Origin of the sequence: Prevotella conceptionensis 9403948, from assembly GCF_000312305.1 — a bacterium.
In the GTDB taxonomy this organism is placed as follows: domain Bacteria; phylum Bacteroidota; class Bacteroidia; order Bacteroidales; family Bacteroidaceae; genus Prevotella; species Prevotella conceptionensis.
In genome coordinates this window covers 230,038-245,318 of the sequence record NZ_HE999445.1, presented here as the reverse complement: position 1 = coordinate 245,318, position 15,281 = coordinate 230,038, and the positions used below count along the sequence as shown (strand labels likewise).

Sequence of the window (15,281 nt, the reverse complement as noted above, 5' to 3'; positions counted from 1 at the left end):
AGAGATACACGCGCAGTCCGTTGTCCAAGGTGTAGATGCGCGTTCCCGTTGGGTCGCCCTTCACCGTTTGGTACTTGTAATCTTTTGCTTGCATGGCTGTTGCCGCTCCTGTGAGGAGCAAGGCAACCAAAATCGATTTAATGCTCATACGATAAGATTTGTTTTGTTGATATTATTCGGTTTCCTTATTTAGCTGTTCCACAAATCCGCGATATACATCCTCTTCCACATCGCCCAACTTGTATTCCTTCAAGGCATCTTCCCTTATTGTGGCAATCCATTGCCGCTTGGCCTCGCGCCCTTGGTCGATGATGTCTTGCCAATCGGCGTGCGTGGGCTGTGCTATGCCGTAGTATTCGTTTATCAGACGGTAGGCGAATGCCCATTCGTATTGCTCGTAACGTTCGCCAATCTCGCCGAAACGGTCGGTAACTCGCTGTATGTCGGCCATCTCGCCGCTCTTTATTTCCTCTATCAACCTTAGCTCTTCGCTTTCTGGTAGCAGCAGTCCCGATAAGTCGCTCCACTGCCGCCAGCCTGTGGTAGAGGCGGGTTCTGTAGGCCCATACTTCCGTACGCACCGCGCCAAGAACATCTTAATGGCCATGTCGTAGTTGCGCAAGCCGATGTTCAGCGAGTTGTTGGTTATCACGTATCCCCTGAAATTGTACTCGGGCACCATCTCGCCTTGTGCCTCGCGCAGCTTTTCAAGTATCTGCTTGCCTTGCAACATCTCGTTAACGGTGAACGGACTAAGCCAAGTAAAGTTCACAATGCTTTTTTGTCCGCTGCGTGGACGTATGTCGCGCTTGGGCCATTTGCGCACATCGCGATACAAGCCCACGGTGTTTAGGTTGCGCCCCGGCACAAGATACATGATGTCGCCATAGGCAATGAGGTACGAAAAGGGGATGTTGCGCGTGTCGGGATGGTGCATTAGCTTGCCAAAACACACCGAGAAAGCCCCGATGTTGGCCGGCATTAGGATGTAAGCACCGCTTGCCGTCTTCGTTCCACGCTCCAAAATGCCGTAGTGCATGGGCCCCATCTTGTAGGCATGATTACTGAAATTGGTGGCCGAACCTGCGTTATAAAATGAGAACATTGCCCCAATGAGCAGCGAACTTTTATGATGGCTGGCCGTGAACGGACCGCAAAAGGCGGCGCAGGCCTCGCCGTTGCTCATGTAGCTGTTGGCAAAAAACACGCTGGCCGATGCCGTAAAGCCATTGGTTAGCTGGCAAGCCTCGCCCACATAGCAGTCTTGCAGGTTGCAATCGTTGGTTATCGAAGAGCCGTCGGCCACGATAGAGTTCTCGCAAATAACGCCGCTGCCCACATATACGCCCGAACCTGCCGCGCTAAGCAGCGAGCAATCGAATAGTCTTGCCGCGCCGTTCACCTCGCAATTGTCTTGTACGATGGTGTTCACCACCTCGCGCGTGTTCACTATTTTCACGCCAAAGCCAATCGTTCCGCGGTCGGGTAGGGTGCGTTCAAGCTCTTCGGCAATCATTTGCCTAATCCTTTCGCGCAGTTCTTTGTCGGCATTGTGTTTCACCATGAATGCGGCCAGCTGGCTATTCAGCCCATCGAAGAGCGTAACATTGCCTTCGCCCACCTCGTTAAGCACCGATATGAGGTTGCCTTCGCCATAGGTTGCGCCCTCCGTTGTCTCCATCGTGCTAACGTTCGAGATATAGCATTCTTCGCCGATGGTATAGTTGTTGATGTAGTTACCGATGTTCTCCACCAGGCTGTTGTCGCCAATGCACACGTTGCGGAGCGTGGCATTGCGCAAGCCCGAATGTTTAAGGAACCCCCTACTAACCTCGATATTCTTCTCGAACACGCCCAGTTTGATGTCGCCATAAAAGGTAACGTCGTGCACGTAGGTGGGTTTGAAGTCTTCGGCCACCATAATTGCCTCCCAGTTCTCGGCCTGACAGCCGTGGTCTTCTAGCAGGGTTATTTCCTCATCGGTAAGTAATCGGTACATCATTCCATTTCGTATAAAAAGTCGTTATAGGGATATTTCTGCACGTGAAGTTCGCGAACCTTGGCGTATAGCCTGTCCCTTAGTTCGTCTACATTGGTTTTTTCGCGTGCCGAAATAAATATGCAGTTGTCGTTTAGTTTGGCCATCCACGTTCGTTTCAGGTCGTCGAGGGTCATATTTTCCTTAGTTGCGGGTGTAAGGTCGTCCTCATCTTTCTTCACAAAGGTGTAGTTGTCAATCTTGTTAAACACAATCATGCTGGGCTTGTCGGCACAATCCAGTTCGGTTAGTGTCTTTTCCACTACCGCAATCTGCTCCTCAAAGTCGGGGTGCGATATGTCTACCACGTGCACAAGCAAGTCGGCCTCGCGCACTTCGTCTAGTGTCGACTTAAACGAGTCAACCAAATCGGTGGGCAACTTGCGTATAAAGCCCACGGTGTCGGCCAAGAGGAAGGGCAGATTTTCAACCACCACCTTCCTTACTGTCGTGTCGAGCGTGGCGAAAAGCTTGTTTTCGGCAAACACTTCGCTTTTTGCAAGCAGGTTCATGATGGTGCTTTTGCCCACGTTGGTATAGCCCACCAGTGCCACGCGCACCATCCTACCGCGGTTTTTGCGTTGCGTTGTCTTTTGTTTGTCAATCTCGGCCAATCGTTCTTTCAGCAAAGCCATGCGCGCGAGGATAATTCGGCGGTCCATTTCGAGCTGCGTTTCACCTGGTCCACGCAGTCCCACCGAGCCTTTTCCGCCGCCACTACCCGAACCGCCGCCTTGTCTTTCAAGGTGAGTCCACAGTCGTTGCAGCCTGGGCAGCATGTATCTGTATTGCGCCAGCTCCACTTGCGTTTTGGCATTTGCCGTTTGTGCGCGCATGGCGAAGATGTCGAGGATGAGCGAAGTGCGGTCCAATATCTTCACGTTCAGTTCTTTTTCGATGTTGCGCATTTGTTTAGCCGACAACTCATCGTCGAAAATAACCATTCCCACTTCGCGTTCGGCCTCTTCTTCGGCCAGTATATATTGTTTTATCTCTTCGAGTTTGCCTTTGCCCACGTATGTAACCATACTAGGCGCATTAAGCCTTTGGGTGAAACGTTTCACCGTAACGGCGCCTGCCGTGTCGGCCAAAAACTCCAATTCGTCAAGATATTCTTTGGTCTTGGCCTCGTTTTGCTGTTGCGTTATCAGCCCCACCAGCACGGCGGTTTCGGCTTTAACCTCGGATATTACAAATTCTTTCATTTTAGGTGTCTTATTGCATCTAGTCTATTTCAGTGCAAATATAATGCAAAAACCTAAAACTACAAAGCCTTGCAACGTGTTTTTCTTTCCAATGCGCGTGTGGGCGGCTTTACCATTTGATAGCTTTGCGTGTTCTTTCGGTTACAAGTTGGTAGCTACTAGGTTAACTCGCCTCCGCAGGAACTTGCCAATTGCCCATTTTGTAAACTTACTTGTCGCGGCTACTGACATAAAAAGTCTCCTCAACAATTCTACTTTCGTGGCATTGTTTGTTATTCTCAACCGTGAAGATGTCTTGACTTTTAATATTCTTATAAATGGAGAGGGGTTTATGCCCTTTGTGCTGTAAAACCACGATAAACACTCCGCCCATGTGCGGGGTAGGCACAAAGGTACGATAAAATCTGAAATCCTGCCCCCTTTTGCTTGTGGCAAGTCGTGGTTATGTTTCAAAAAAGCAACTTGGCAGAAAGCATTCAATGCACCATCTACAAGTTGAAAACTGGCCGTTAATGGCGGCTTTACTTCTGCGTTTCCATAGTGCTGTGTCCGTTGGTCGTGAGCAACATGCCTGGCAACTGCTCGCGCTGTCGATAGTAAGTGTATGTGGTTTCTGTGCCGTTGCTCACGTGTTGGTATGCGGCATAAGTACTTTTGTCCAGTTTTTAGTAAGATATTTAACCTCATAAGTGCCCTTTTTATCCACCAAGTGCTCACCTTGTCGCAAAAAATCGATTCTCGCGAAGGTTCGTTTTGATACAAAAAGGGGTCAGCATGTGAATGTGGTAAAATGAATTTATATTCCAAAGAACCGCCATTTGCACCAACCTTTGGGCTATTTGCAGTAAAATACCCTGCATTTAGTACCAAAACGCAGTGCATTTTGGTGCTAAACGCAGTGCTATTTGGTGCTAAACGTGGTGCATTTTGGTGCTAAATGCAGGGTAAAAGGGTGCAAAACGCAGTGCTAAATGGTGCTTAATGCGGTATGAAAAGCATAAATATCCACTGAAAGTGTATAAACAAAACCTCTTCGAACCATGAAACACATGGCCAAAAAGGATAAAATAACCGCTAAAAAGTGGGTTTTGGGGGCTAAAAGTGGGTAATTGGGGGTTGAAAAAATACGGGTTGGCAACCAATCTAGAAAGGCAAAATGGTGCAAAATATGGGTTTTCTTCTTAAAAACGGACAAGCTGAAAGATGTGAAAGGTCTGAAATGGTAGTTATTTACCTACCTTTTAACCTGTTTTTTCGCTAGAACGGAGTGAAAATTAGAGGGCTGTTGTAAAATAAAATTTAATTATTTTGAGTTGACAAGTTGACTAGTTAACAAGTTGACAAGGCTAGTGGGCGCAGCCAGTTTTCACCTTAGTCAGTTGATAGGTTAACACGTTAACGGGTTGATAAGGTTATTGTGCGCAGCCATTTTTCACCCTAGTCAGTTGACAGGTTGATAAGTTAACGAGTTGACAAGGCTATTGTGCGCAGCCTGTTCTTACCTTAGCCAGTTGATAGGTTAACACGTTAACGAGTTGACAAGGCTAGTGGGCGCAGCCAGTTTTCACCCTAGTCAGTTGACAGGTTAACGAGCTGATGGGTTGGTGAGCTTGTAAGTTTGTGCGTTGATGGGTTTGTGAGTTTGTGGGTTTGTGAGTTTTTGAGTTAATGAGTTGGTGAGCTTGTAAGTTTGTGAGTTGATGAGTTTTTGAATTTATGAGTTGATGAGTTCGTAAATTGATGTGTTGATGTATTCGGAAATTGTTGGTGTTTTGTGAGTTTATCAAGCTAGTGAGTTGATTTATCCTGCTCTTCGTAATATGAGCGTGGTGTTTATCTTGTGCTGGCATCACAAAGACAACAAACTCCTTTCAATACGACAAACTCATTTTATGCGAACAACCGCTCATAGTAATTACCAAGACTTTCCGAATAAAGGTCTTTTTCCAAGCGTTTTAGCTCGTGTACAATTTCTTCATTCGAGTTAAAGTCTTTTGCTATCCACTTTTTATCATCTTCATCAACATCTTCTTTTTCCAAGTGGCGAAAAAGAATATCGCAAAGAAGCACCCTGTCGTCCGACCAATACTTGGGATGCCATTCTTCAATAAATCGCCAATAAGACGGGTTTGCCTCCATACGTCATCCATTTAATAATTTAATAAGCATTTCGTCATTCCCCTTATCGCCCCACGTTCATCATCCCAGCAAAGCCAATTCTGTCGCGTTCGTCGGCCGAAACATCGATGTAGGCGTGTCCGTTATCGTACACTTCTAGGTGATAGGCATAGCGGTCTTCGCGGTTGTTTACCTTTATTTCGATGTTCATTCGTCCGTCTTTGCCTTTGCTGATGGTGTAGTCGGTCATCTTTTCGGCAAAGTCTAGTGCTTTTCCTCCGCCATACGGCACGCGGTAAGCATGCCCGAAATAGGGCAGGTACGAATAAATGGAGTCGCCCGACACCTTGATGTAATAGCCATAAGACAAGGCTTTGGCCTGCATTCGCATGGGATATACGTGGCTTACTTCTATTGTGTATTGTTGCTTTTCTAGGCCTTCGTTCACCTTTTGTGCCATTTCGGCCTGCCTTTTCGCCTTTTCGGGCGATAAGTTTCGCGTTCCTGCGCAGCCTGCCAGCAATGCTATGGCCACGGCAACTCCTATCACTTGTTTCATATCAGCATCCTTTATAAGTCCTTATTGTGGTGTTCTCCGTCCACATTTCCTCATCGTGGGGTGCATGACCAACTTGGTTAAGCTTATCTCTCCGAGTGTGGGCGTGCCCTAAGTTACGCCAATTCTGCGACTTATGCAAGGTATTGCTGCTGATTTAACCAATTTTTACCAGTCGTTTTCCTAGGCTCGGGCTGTATGGCGTGTAGAGCCGTTGTGTTACTTATGTCTTTCTGGTTGCCCTCCTCCCACCAAGTATTTCAATCCCACTTGTTGCTTTCTATGCCCTATTCTTCTCCGCTTTAACCGTCTTTTCGCCCATGCAAGGCACGTGTTTTCTATCAGGAAAGAATGGTTTGTAACTTCTGTTTGCCGTACAATAGCAGCGTACAGTCCTGCAATAAGCCGCACTTCGCAAGGCTTTCAGGTGCTAACAGTGCATTTCTCCGCACAAGTTGTACACCAAACATTTGTTAATTGACCTGGCGATACCCACGTAACAATCTCCATTTTGCCACTAAAAACAAACCTCGTGAGAAGGGATTGTTTGTAGGCCGATGGGGAAAAGCCTTGAAACGCGATAGGGAAAATTTGCATACGGCCCTCCTTATAAGTTACGATTGACCGTTTTTTTCTTTCTCATTTGTCCGTTATTTGGATTTAAAGTGATACCTTTGTAAACAACTAAGAACAGCCAGCGTAAAACAACGTAAACATTAAAAATATTCCGCACGCTACCTAATTAGAGGCTTGTTGCCGCACGCTGCCCTTGGGTTTCGCCACCATGCGTTGCCTAACTTAATGAAATTTGGGGCAAATGGCCTAGAAAGGGGCTGGTTGGGCTTGGCGTATGGTATAATGAAGCTGTGCAAACAAGCAGAAACAAGTTTGCCGACACTCTGCAATACCTAGCCGAACACTACCATAAGGCGGACGTGCGGAGTGGGCTAAGCGTGCCAAATAAAAACAAGAAACATTGTATGCCGCCATGTAAACCGTGCCGAAACGTGGCAAGGAGCTTTAAGTGGGGGCATAAGTAAACAACAAATGCGACTAACAAAATGATAAAAGTACTTAAACGACTGGGAAACTACATGGGCAGGCGCAAGGCTTTGCTGCCGCTTTCGGTGGCTTTGTCGGCCATAAACGGGCTATTGTCGCTTGTTCCCTTTGTCTTGGTGTGGCTGGTGGTGCGCACGCTGCTCACCACTGGTGGCAATCTGGCCGCCACGCCCGTGTGGAACTACGCCCTTGCCGCCTTTGCCGTGTCTGTATTCAACGTGTTGCTCTACTTCTTGGCGCTAGCGCTGTCTCACCTAGCGGCTTTCCGCGTAGAAACCAACATGCGGCGGCAGGCCATGCACGCTTTGATGCGGTCGCCATTGGGCTTTTTCGACACCCATAACACGGGTGGCATGCGCAAGGTTATCGATGAGGACTCGAGCCAAACGCACACCTTCGTGGCCCACATACTGCCCGACGTGGCGGGCAGCATCGTCTCGCCGCTGGGCGTTGTCGCGCTGTTGCTCGCCGTAGACTGGCAGTTGGGCTTGGCTGCGCTTGTTCCCATCGTATGCGCCTTCGGCATAATGGGCTTTATGATGAACCCCAAGAACAACCAGTTTCAGCGACTATACCTGGATGCGCAAGAGCGGATGGGTGCAGAGGCGGTTGAGTACGTGCGGGGAATACCCGTTGTAAAGGTGTTTCAACAAACGGTTTTCTCGTTCAAACGTTTCTACAACAGCATCATCGCCTATCGAGACCTCGTTATTAAGTACACCCTGGTGTGGCGTACGCCTATGTCTTTCTACATCGTGGCCATCAACGCCTTCGCCTTTGTGCTCGTACCTGTGGGCATAGTGATGATAGGGCACGGGCGAAATGTCGCTGTCGTCATCGCCAACATGTTCTTATACGTGCTCATCGCCCCGATAATCGGGCTTAACGTGATGCGGATGATGCACCTTATGCAAAGCTTGTTCATGGCCAACGAGGCTATAGAAAGGCTGGAAAGGCTAACCGAGGCTACCCCATTGCCCATGAGCAGCGAACCGCGAAAAATCACTTCGTACGACATTTGCCTAGACAAAGTGAGCTTTAAATACGGAGATGCGGAGAAAGAGACACTGCACCGCGTTTGCCTGAACATGCCTCAGGGAAGCACAACGGCCATCGTGGGGGCATCGGGCAGTGGCAAAACAACCCTCGCACGGCTGGTGCCGCGTTTCTGGGACGTGTGCGAGGGCAGCGTAAGCATAGGCGGGGTAGACGTTAGGCAGGTGCACAAGGCGGAGCTGATGCAATGCGTGTCGTTCGTTTTCCAAAACACACGCCTGTTTAAAACCTCACTGCTGGACAACTTGCGCTATGGCAATGAGGGAGCAACCATCGAGCAGATAAACCGTGCCGTGGATCTGTCTCAAAGTCGCGAAATAGTGAATAGGCTGCCAAAGGGACTGGATACGGTTATCGGCGCAGACGGAACTTACCTATCGGGAGGCGAACAGCAAAGGCTGGTGCTTGCACGAGCCATCTTGAAAGATGCGCCCATAGTGGTGCTAGACGAGGCAACCGCCTTTGCCGATCCCGAGAACGAGCACTTGATAAGGCGGGCCCTGGCAAACCTTACAAAAGGGAAAACCGTGCTGATGATTGCCCATAGGCTTACCACCGTGCAAGATGCAGACCGGATTGTGGTGCTGAACAATGGAGAAATAGCCGAGCAAGGCACGCACGAAGAACTTATTGGGCGTCAAGGAAGATACTACCGCATGTGGAACGAATACCAACGGGCCATCGCATGGAGGTTATAACGACAACTTAAGGGGGCTAGAAATAATGATTAGATATTTTCAAAACCGTTTCGCACTGTCTGAAAAAGGGGCGAAAGACCTGCGTAGAGGCATATTCTTCTCTACGCTGTTAAACGTGGCGCTAATGTTGCCACCCAGCTATTTGTTTTTCTTCTTGATGGAATATGTTGACGTGCGCCGTGCTGCGCCGCCCCAATCGCTGTGGCTTTACCTTCTGCTTGCCCTGGTTGCCCTGTGCGTCATGTTCGTCGTTAGCAGGTGGCAGTATAACAGCACCTACGTAACCGTGTATGCGGAAAGTGCGCAACGACGCATAACCTTGGCCGAAAAGCTTCGCCGTTTGCCGCTGGCATTCTTCGGAGAGCACAACCTGTCTGACCTAACCTCCACCATGATGGAGGATTGTGCGCAGCTTGAAGAGACCTTTTCGCATGCCGTGCCCCAGCTTTTCGCCGCCGGCACAAGCGTGGTTGTGGTGGGCATAGGCCTGTTTTCTTACGATTGGAGGCTAGCTCTGGCCGTGTACTGGCCCGTGCCACCGGCTTTGTTGGTGTTGCTTTTGTCTGTGCGTAGCATAGCTAAGGCTTTCACTAAGCACTACAAAGTGAAACGCGCACTGACCGAACAGATACAAGAGGGACTGGAATGTGTGCAGGAGATTAAGGCATATAATGGCGAAGAGGCGTACGACAGGCAGCTGGACGAGAGGCTCAATGTCTACGAAAAGGCTCTGGTTAGCAGCGAATTGGTGACCAGTTCTTTGGTTAACGTCTCTGCTGTGCTGTTAAAGCTGGGCATGCCCTCGGTGTTGTTGCTGGGTGCGTGGCTCATGCAGCGCGGCGATGTGTCGCTGTTTGTCTATTTGGCCTTTGTGCTTGTTTCGGCAATGGTTTACAATCCCATACAAGATGTTTGCACGCACATGGTCGTATTGTCTTACTTAGACGTGCGCATTAAGCGAATGAGGCAGATAGAAGCCATGCCCACACTCGATGGGAGCAAGGATGTGGAGGTGAATGGTTACGACATCGCGTTTCGTGGAGTGAGCTTTTCTTACGAGACGGGCAAACAAGTGTTGCACGATGTGTCGTTCACTGCCCGCCAAGGTCAAGTAACGGCGTTGGTAGGTCCTTCTGGCGGCGGCAAAAGTACGGCTGCCAAGCTTGCCGCACGCTTTTGGGATGTGGACGAAGGGGAGGTTACACTTGGTGGAAAGAACATCGCCGAGATGGATGCAGAGGCGTTGTTGAAGAATTATGCAGTGGTTTTCCAAGACGTTTTGCTGTTCAATGCCTCTGTTGCCGACAACATACGCATTGGCAAACGCAACGCCACCGACGACGAAGTGCGGCAGGCGGCACGGTTGGCGCAATGCGACGACTTCATCAGGAGCATGCCGCAGGGCTACGACACCATCATCGGAGAGAATGGCGAGACACTATCGGGAGGCGAACGCCAGCGCATATCCATTGCGAGAGCACTCTTGAAAGATGCGCCAGTGATACTGCTAGACGAGGCCACAGCCAGTGTCGATGCCGAGAATGAAACCAAAATACAGGCTGGAATATCAGAACTGGTGCGCAATAAAACGGTTGTAATAATCGCCCACCGTATGCGCACTGTGCTAAATGCCGACCATATCGTGGTTCTGGATGGGGGAACGGTGCGCGAACAGGGCTCACCCCAGGAGTTGTTGAAGGAGAACGGCGAGTTCGCACGTGTCGTTCGGCTGCAATTGAGTGACTCTTAATCGTGTTGTAAAGTGTTTTTGGTCGGCCACATTGCAAAGGATGATTGACGTCAAAGCAAACGATGATGGACATCAAACAAACGATGGTTGGGCATCAGGCAAATGATGGTTGGCGACACAGCAAAGGATGGTTGACGACAAGGCAAAGGGTGGTTGGTCATCGGGCAAACGAAGGATGGCTAAAAAGCAACTGCACCATGTCCCAATGCGGCCTAACGAGGCGGCATTGGGACGTGGTGCGGTGCTTTTGGTGCTGTGTTCGGGCTAATACAGCAGCGTTGCTTAGACAAGTCTAATGCGGCAGAGCAGTTTCAATATGTTGTGCTTTCAGAACGTCACCGTGCGACTTCCGTCCGCCTGTTCCTCGATTTTTACCTTCACAACATCGGCAGGCAAAATCTCTTCGATTAGTTCGGGCCATTCAAGAAAACAGAGAGAGCCGCTGTAAAAGTAGTCTTCGTAACCCATATCGTACACCTCTTCGAGTTTTTTTATGCGGTAAAAGTCGAAGTGGAAGATGGGTTTGGGTGTTTGTTCGCTGTGATATTCGTTTACGATGGCAGAGGTGGGCGAGGTGATAACGTCGGTAACGCCCAACTCTTCGCACACGGCTTTGATGAAAGTTGTTTTGCCCGAACCCATCTTTCCGTAGAAGGCGAAGACCTTACCCGTGCCTATATTGTTGATGAATTGTTTGGCCACGTTGTGTATTTGGGCCAACGATGTAATTGTAAGTGTCATTGTATGTTGTGGTTTATGGCCGCAACTGGGGGCGCGTTGGCCTTTTGTTGCGGCTTGTTAAGTGGTTGTGTTGTGTGGGGTTATCCTATATTTTTGGTGCGTTGTTATCGCCTTCGCCGCATGGTGACTAGCGGAACGAGCATCTCTTCCATGCTGATGCCCCCATGTTGGAACGTATCCTTGTAGTAGGATACGTAGTAATTGTAGTTGTTGGGGTAGGCAAAGAAACTGTTGCCCGTGGCGAAAACGTAGCTGGTGCTGATGTTTGGCGAGGGCAGTTGAGCCTTGTGTGGCTCTTTGATGGTGAACACTTCTTTGGAATTATAGTTTAAGTTCTTGCCCAACTTGTAGCGTAGGTTGGTGTTGGTGTTGCGGTCGCCCACTATCTTTACGGGTTTTGAGGTGCGGATTGAGCCGTGATCGGTGGTGAGAACCACGGTGAAATCGCTCTGCGAAAGTCGCTTGAAGAGGTTGGCAAGAATGGAATGGCGAAACCAACTGAGCGTGATGGAACGATAGGCCGACTCGTTATTGGCCAGTTCGCGCACCATGCGCGACTCTGTTCGGGCGTGCGAAAGCATGTCGATGAAGTTGAACACCATCACGTTCAGGTCGTTTTGAGACAACTGCGAGAAGTGTTCGAGCAGCTTTTCTGCCTCTGCCGACGTGTTTACTTTGGTGTAGCTGAAAGAGTCGTGGCGGCGATAACGGTCTATCTGTGTCTTTATCAGCAGGTCTTCGTTGAGGTTTTTGCCCTCCTCTTCGTCCTCGTCTACCCACAGTTCTGGAAACATTTTCGCAATTTTATTGGGCATAAGTCCGCTGAATATGGCGTTACGCGCATACTGGGTTGCGGTAGGTAGGATGGTGATGTACATGTCTTCGTCGATGTCGAAGAGGTCGCCAATCTCGCTTTCCAGCGTTTTCCATTGGTCGTAACGAAAGTTATCGAGTACGATGAGGAACACTTTCTCGCCCTTATCGAGCAAGGGAAAGATGGAATGCTTAAACAAGTCGGGGCTCATTACGGGGCGTCCGTTGGATGTAGAGGCGCCTTCGGCCACCCAATCCATGTAATTGGCCTTTACATATTTGGCGAAAGCGTTGTTGGCCTCCTCCTTTTGGGTTACCAATATGTCGGCCATGCTGCTGCCCGTATTGCTTAGTTCAAGTTCCCAATGCACCAAACGGCGATACACTTTGCGCCAATCGTCAAGCGTTTTACAGTCTATTATCTGCATCGAAATGTCTTGGAAGTTTTGCTGATAGCCCGTTTGCGTAACCTCAGAAACAATCTCTTTGCGGTGAATGTTCTTCTTCAGGGTGAGCAATATCTGGCTTGGATTGACGGGTTTGATGAGGTAATCGGCTATTTTAGAGCCGATGGCCTGTTCCATGATGTTCTCTTCTTCGCTCTTGGTGCACATCACCGCGGGCGTGGCAGGCTGTATTTCCTTGATGCGTTGCAGCGTTTCGAGCCCCGAAAGGCCGGGCATCATCTCGTCGAGCATGATAAGGTCGAAGTTGCGTTGCTTGCATTGGTCTAGTGCATCCATGCCATTGCTCACGGTTACAACCTCATAACCTTTCTTTTCTAGAAATATAATGTGGGCTTTGAGCAGTTCTATCTCGTCGTCGGCCCATAAAATCAGTCCGTTGTTCATTGTCAAAATCCTTCTAAATCGTAATATTCATCATCGGGGTCAATCTCTTTTCGCTTGGGCTTGGCAGGCGTTTTGGTGCTGTCTTGCTTAGCGGTAGGCGTCTTTTGGGGGTTGGTTTTCTTGCCCTTGTTGCCTAGTTCGTCTTTAAAGTCGATGCCCGTGTCTTCTTTCTTGTCGGTCTTTGTGGGTTGTTTTTGGGGCTTTGGCTCTGTTTTTACAGGCGTTTTGCCCTTTGGCTGCGTTTGGGTTTGTTGTGTTTTGCCCTTTTGTTGCGTGGGCTGTTGCGGTTTTTGCTGCCCCTTATTGTTGTTTGGCTTGGTTTTTGGGGTGCTAGGCGTGTCGTCTTCTATCACGATAGTACCGTCATCGGGCTGTCGTGTGGGTTGTTGTGGCGCCTCAATCACCGTTGCGTCGTCGGCCTTTTGCTTTGTTGCAGAATTGCCTTTTTGCTTTTGGTTAGGCTCTTCGGTAATGGGGTAAGTGTCTTCGTCAACATCCGTTGTTGCCTTTTCGTTGGGCAGAACAAAGTCGTTATCCAGCGCGCGATCTATCTCTTCGATGGTGGGAAGTCGTACGGGAGCTTCGGGTTGAACGATTTCGGCAGGCTCGTTAAGCAGGCGGAAGGTGCTTACTTTCAGCGGAGCGAAGTGCTTGGCGTAGTATTTGTCGTAGTCGTCGAAACTAAATTCCTTGCCAAGTAGTTGCATGTTGTCTTCGCTTATTACGAGTGTGCGCCCGTTGTTCAGCCTTCCCACGATGCCCGTTTGGCGATGTAGCTCGCGTGCATACTGCAAAGCCTCGTCGAAATTGCGGAAACCGCTCACTATCATCAAGCGTAATCCGTTGTCGGTTTCGGTTCGTATCTCGAAGTTTCGCACCAAATAGTTGGTGAAATTGTATTTGGCCAAGGCGAAAATCAGCTTGTTTTCGTCTACGAAATCGGGTTGGTAGGCCATTACGAAGAGGAAATTGGCGTTGCGATCGTTGCTAAACTGCTTGCCTTTCAGGCTGTCGGCAGCGTTGGCGGCGGCCGTTCGGCGTTGCCAAACGTTGTTCAGGTCGAACCCACCTGCCTGCACTTGCCTGCCAGCCTTAATGCCGTTCACAATCATGGCGGCCATTTTGCTTAGCTCGCTTTGGGGAAATTGCTCCACCAACGTTTGCAAACCATTGAGACAAGCATCGATATTTCCGTCGTGTAGCATGGATAAGGCCTCTACAAACAGAAACTTGTCGCGGTTGGCGCCGTGTTTAAACTTGGTGGCCGATACCTTTGCGTTGCGTTTCACTGCTGCGTAGTTCTCGGCTTTGAAGAAGTCGTAGGTTACGGCGTAGAGCGAGTCTTCTATATGTTCGCCACGCTGTGCGTTGGCAAAGTAATAGGGGTCTGTTATCAGTTCGGTAAGCTCGTGCTTGGGATATTGCTGTTTCAGCAAGTCTGCATAACGCTGTGCTGTAACCTTGTCGCCCTTGCGCATGTAGAGTAAGAAAAGGTGGTAGTATGCCTGCGGCATCTTGTCGAACTGCGGATAGTTGTCGGTAAGCCTGCGTAAGGCTTTCTCGGACAGGGAGAGTTGGTCGAGCTTGTCTTTGAAAATCACGCCCGAATGGAACAGTCCATCGGTGAGCAATTGGTCGCTTGCCTGCCGCTGTTCGGCAGTAAACGGTATTTGCGCCAAGTAAAACTCGCGTTTATGTGGGTCGTTCTCGGCTGTTTGCATGGCCTGTTGTATGGAGTCGCGGCGCGCTTCCTCGGCCAAAATCGAGTCGCGTTGTTCGGCCGACGGCTCATCTAAGGGCGTGTTCAGTGCTACGGCGGCCTTGTTTAGTCGTTGCCAGTTGTCCACATTGTCGCGTTTGCCCCACTGTCGTTCGAAGGCGGCCTTGCCTTGACTCACTGCGATGGGGTTGTAGAAGTACCATCCGCCACCTTGTTGCGTGCGTTGCATGGGCGTTTGGGTGTTGGGCATGTTCGATGCAGAACTGTTTCGGGCGATAGTACGGCGTGCCGTCTCTTCGTCTTGCGCGTATTGTTCTTCTTTTTCTTTCTTCTTTAAAGCGGCAATCACGCGGTCGATGGCGGCGTTGCGTTGCGGTTCGGGCATAGTGGCCAGCTGTTGCAGCGAGTCTTGTAGTTGTACGGCCTCAATGTGCGGCACTAGCTCGTCGAGCACTTTCGAACGCTGCGAAAGTTCTTCGTAGTCGGGGCGTTCTTTATCGAGAAGTCCCAGTGCCTCGTTGTAACAGCGGCGTGCATCCGCAAAGCGTTGTTTCTGCCAATACACATTGCCCAACTTAAGCATCAGCACACCCTTCTCAATACCATTGCGTGTGGCTCGCTTTCCGCCGTTTTCGTAGGCGGCGATGGCGTTGGCGGTGTCGCGTTGTGCCAG

General features: G+C 49.7%; 9 protein-coding genes. 2 read left to right on the top strand and 7 right to left on the bottom strand.

The window, feature by feature from the left end; translation table 11 throughout:
• Nucleotides 1–172: 172 nt before the first annotated feature.
• The 4 genes from BN93_RS05365 to BN93_RS05345 form a co-directional block, all read right to left on the bottom strand.
• Nucleotides 173–2,002 carry a DUF4954 family protein gene (locus BN93_RS05365; RefSeq protein ID WP_044259896.1) on the bottom strand — a complete coding sequence of 610 codons (1,830 nt, stop codon included), beginning with the start codon at nucleotides 2,000–2,002 and terminating at the stop codon, nucleotides 173–175.
• Nucleotides 1,999–3,243 (bottom strand): GTPase HflX, encoded by a 1,245-nt coding sequence (gene hflX, locus BN93_RS05360; RefSeq protein ID WP_019187318.1) that lies wholly within the window; start codon nucleotides 3,241–3,243, stop codon nucleotides 1,999–2,001. Before hflX ends, BN93_RS05365 begins: the two co-directional genes overlap by 4 nt.
• Before the next feature lie 1,890 nt (nucleotides 3,244–5,133).
• Nucleotides 5,134–5,382, bottom strand: a complete 249-nt coding sequence (locus BN93_RS05350) for a hypothetical protein (RefSeq protein ID WP_019187316.1) — start codon at nucleotides 5,380–5,382, stop codon at nucleotides 5,134–5,136.
• 43 nt (nucleotides 5,383–5,425) lie between these two features.
• Nucleotides 5,426–5,920: a DUF4251 domain-containing protein gene (locus tag BN93_RS05345; protein ID WP_019187315.1), complete on the bottom strand. Its 495-nt coding sequence runs from the start codon at nucleotides 5,918–5,920 to the stop codon at nucleotides 5,426–5,428.
• Between the two features lie 1,058 nt (nucleotides 5,921–6,978).
• Between BN93_RS05345 and BN93_RS05340 the strand changes: the two genes are divergently transcribed.
• Together BN93_RS05340 and BN93_RS05335 are read left to right on the top strand one after the other, a co-directional pair.
• Entirely contained in the window at nucleotides 6,979–8,733 is a 1,755-nt protein-coding gene (locus tag BN93_RS05340) for an ABC transporter ATP-binding protein (RefSeq protein WP_019187314.1), read from the top strand.
• Between the two features lie 25 nt (nucleotides 8,734–8,758).
• The gene (locus tag BN93_RS05335) at nucleotides 8,759–10,483 is read left to right on the top strand and encodes an ABC transporter ATP-binding protein (protein ID WP_019187313.1); all 1,725 of its coding nucleotides are present in this window, start codon (nucleotides 8,759–8,761) and stop codon (nucleotides 10,481–10,483) included.
• Nucleotides 10,484–10,810: 327 nt separating this feature from the next.
• Here the strand turns inward: BN93_RS05335 and tsaE are convergent, their stop codons facing one another.
• The 3 genes from tsaE to porW all read right to left on the bottom strand — a co-directional run.
• On the bottom strand, nucleotides 10,811–11,224 hold the full coding sequence (gene tsaE / locus BN93_RS05330; protein WP_019187311.1) for a tRNA (adenosine(37)-N6)-threonylcarbamoyltransferase complex ATPase subunit type 1 TsaE: 414 nt from the start codon (nucleotides 11,222–11,224) through the stop codon (nucleotides 10,811–10,813).
• Nucleotides 11,225–11,328: 104 nt separating this feature from the next.
• The gene (porX, locus tag BN93_RS05325; RefSeq protein WP_019187310.1) at nucleotides 11,329–12,888 is read right to left on the bottom strand and encodes a T9SS response regulator signal transducer PorX; all 1,560 of its coding nucleotides are present in this window, start codon (nucleotides 12,886–12,888) and stop codon (nucleotides 11,329–11,331) included.
• Nucleotides 12,889–12,890: 2 nt separating this feature from the next.
• The coding region (gene porW / locus BN93_RS05320; RefSeq protein WP_019187309.1) for a type IX secretion system periplasmic lipoprotein PorW/SprE at nucleotides 12,891–15,281 on the bottom strand (2,391 nt) is incomplete at its 5' end.

Excerpts from the sequence above, each read along its gene's own strand:
- BN93_RS05365 (WP_044259896.1), bottom strand. The coding sequence starts at position 2,002 with ATGATGTACCGATTACTTACCGATGAGGAAATAACCCTGCTAGAAGAC.
- hflX (WP_019187318.1), bottom strand. The coding sequence starts at position 3,243 with ATGAAAGAATTTGTAATATCCGAGGTTAAAGCCGAAACCGCCGTGCTG.
- BN93_RS05350 (WP_019187316.1), bottom strand. The coding sequence starts at position 5,382 with ATGGAGGCAAACCCGTCTTATTGGCGATTTATTGAAGAATGGCATCCC.
- BN93_RS05345 (WP_019187315.1), bottom strand. The coding sequence starts at position 5,920 with ATGAAACAAGTGATAGGAGTTGCCGTGGCCATAGCATTGCTGGCAGGC.
- BN93_RS05340 (WP_019187314.1), top strand. The coding sequence starts at position 6,979 with ATGATAAAAGTACTTAAACGACTGGGAAACTACATGGGCAGGCGCAAG.
- BN93_RS05335 (WP_019187313.1), top strand. The coding sequence starts at position 8,759 with ATGATTAGATATTTTCAAAACCGTTTCGCACTGTCTGAAAAAGGGGCG.
- tsaE (WP_019187311.1), bottom strand. The coding sequence starts at position 11,224 with ATGACACTTACAATTACATCGTTGGCCCAAATACACAACGTGGCCAAA.
- porX (WP_019187310.1), bottom strand. The coding sequence starts at position 12,888 with ATGAACAACGGACTGATTTTATGGGCCGACGACGAGATAGAACTGCTC.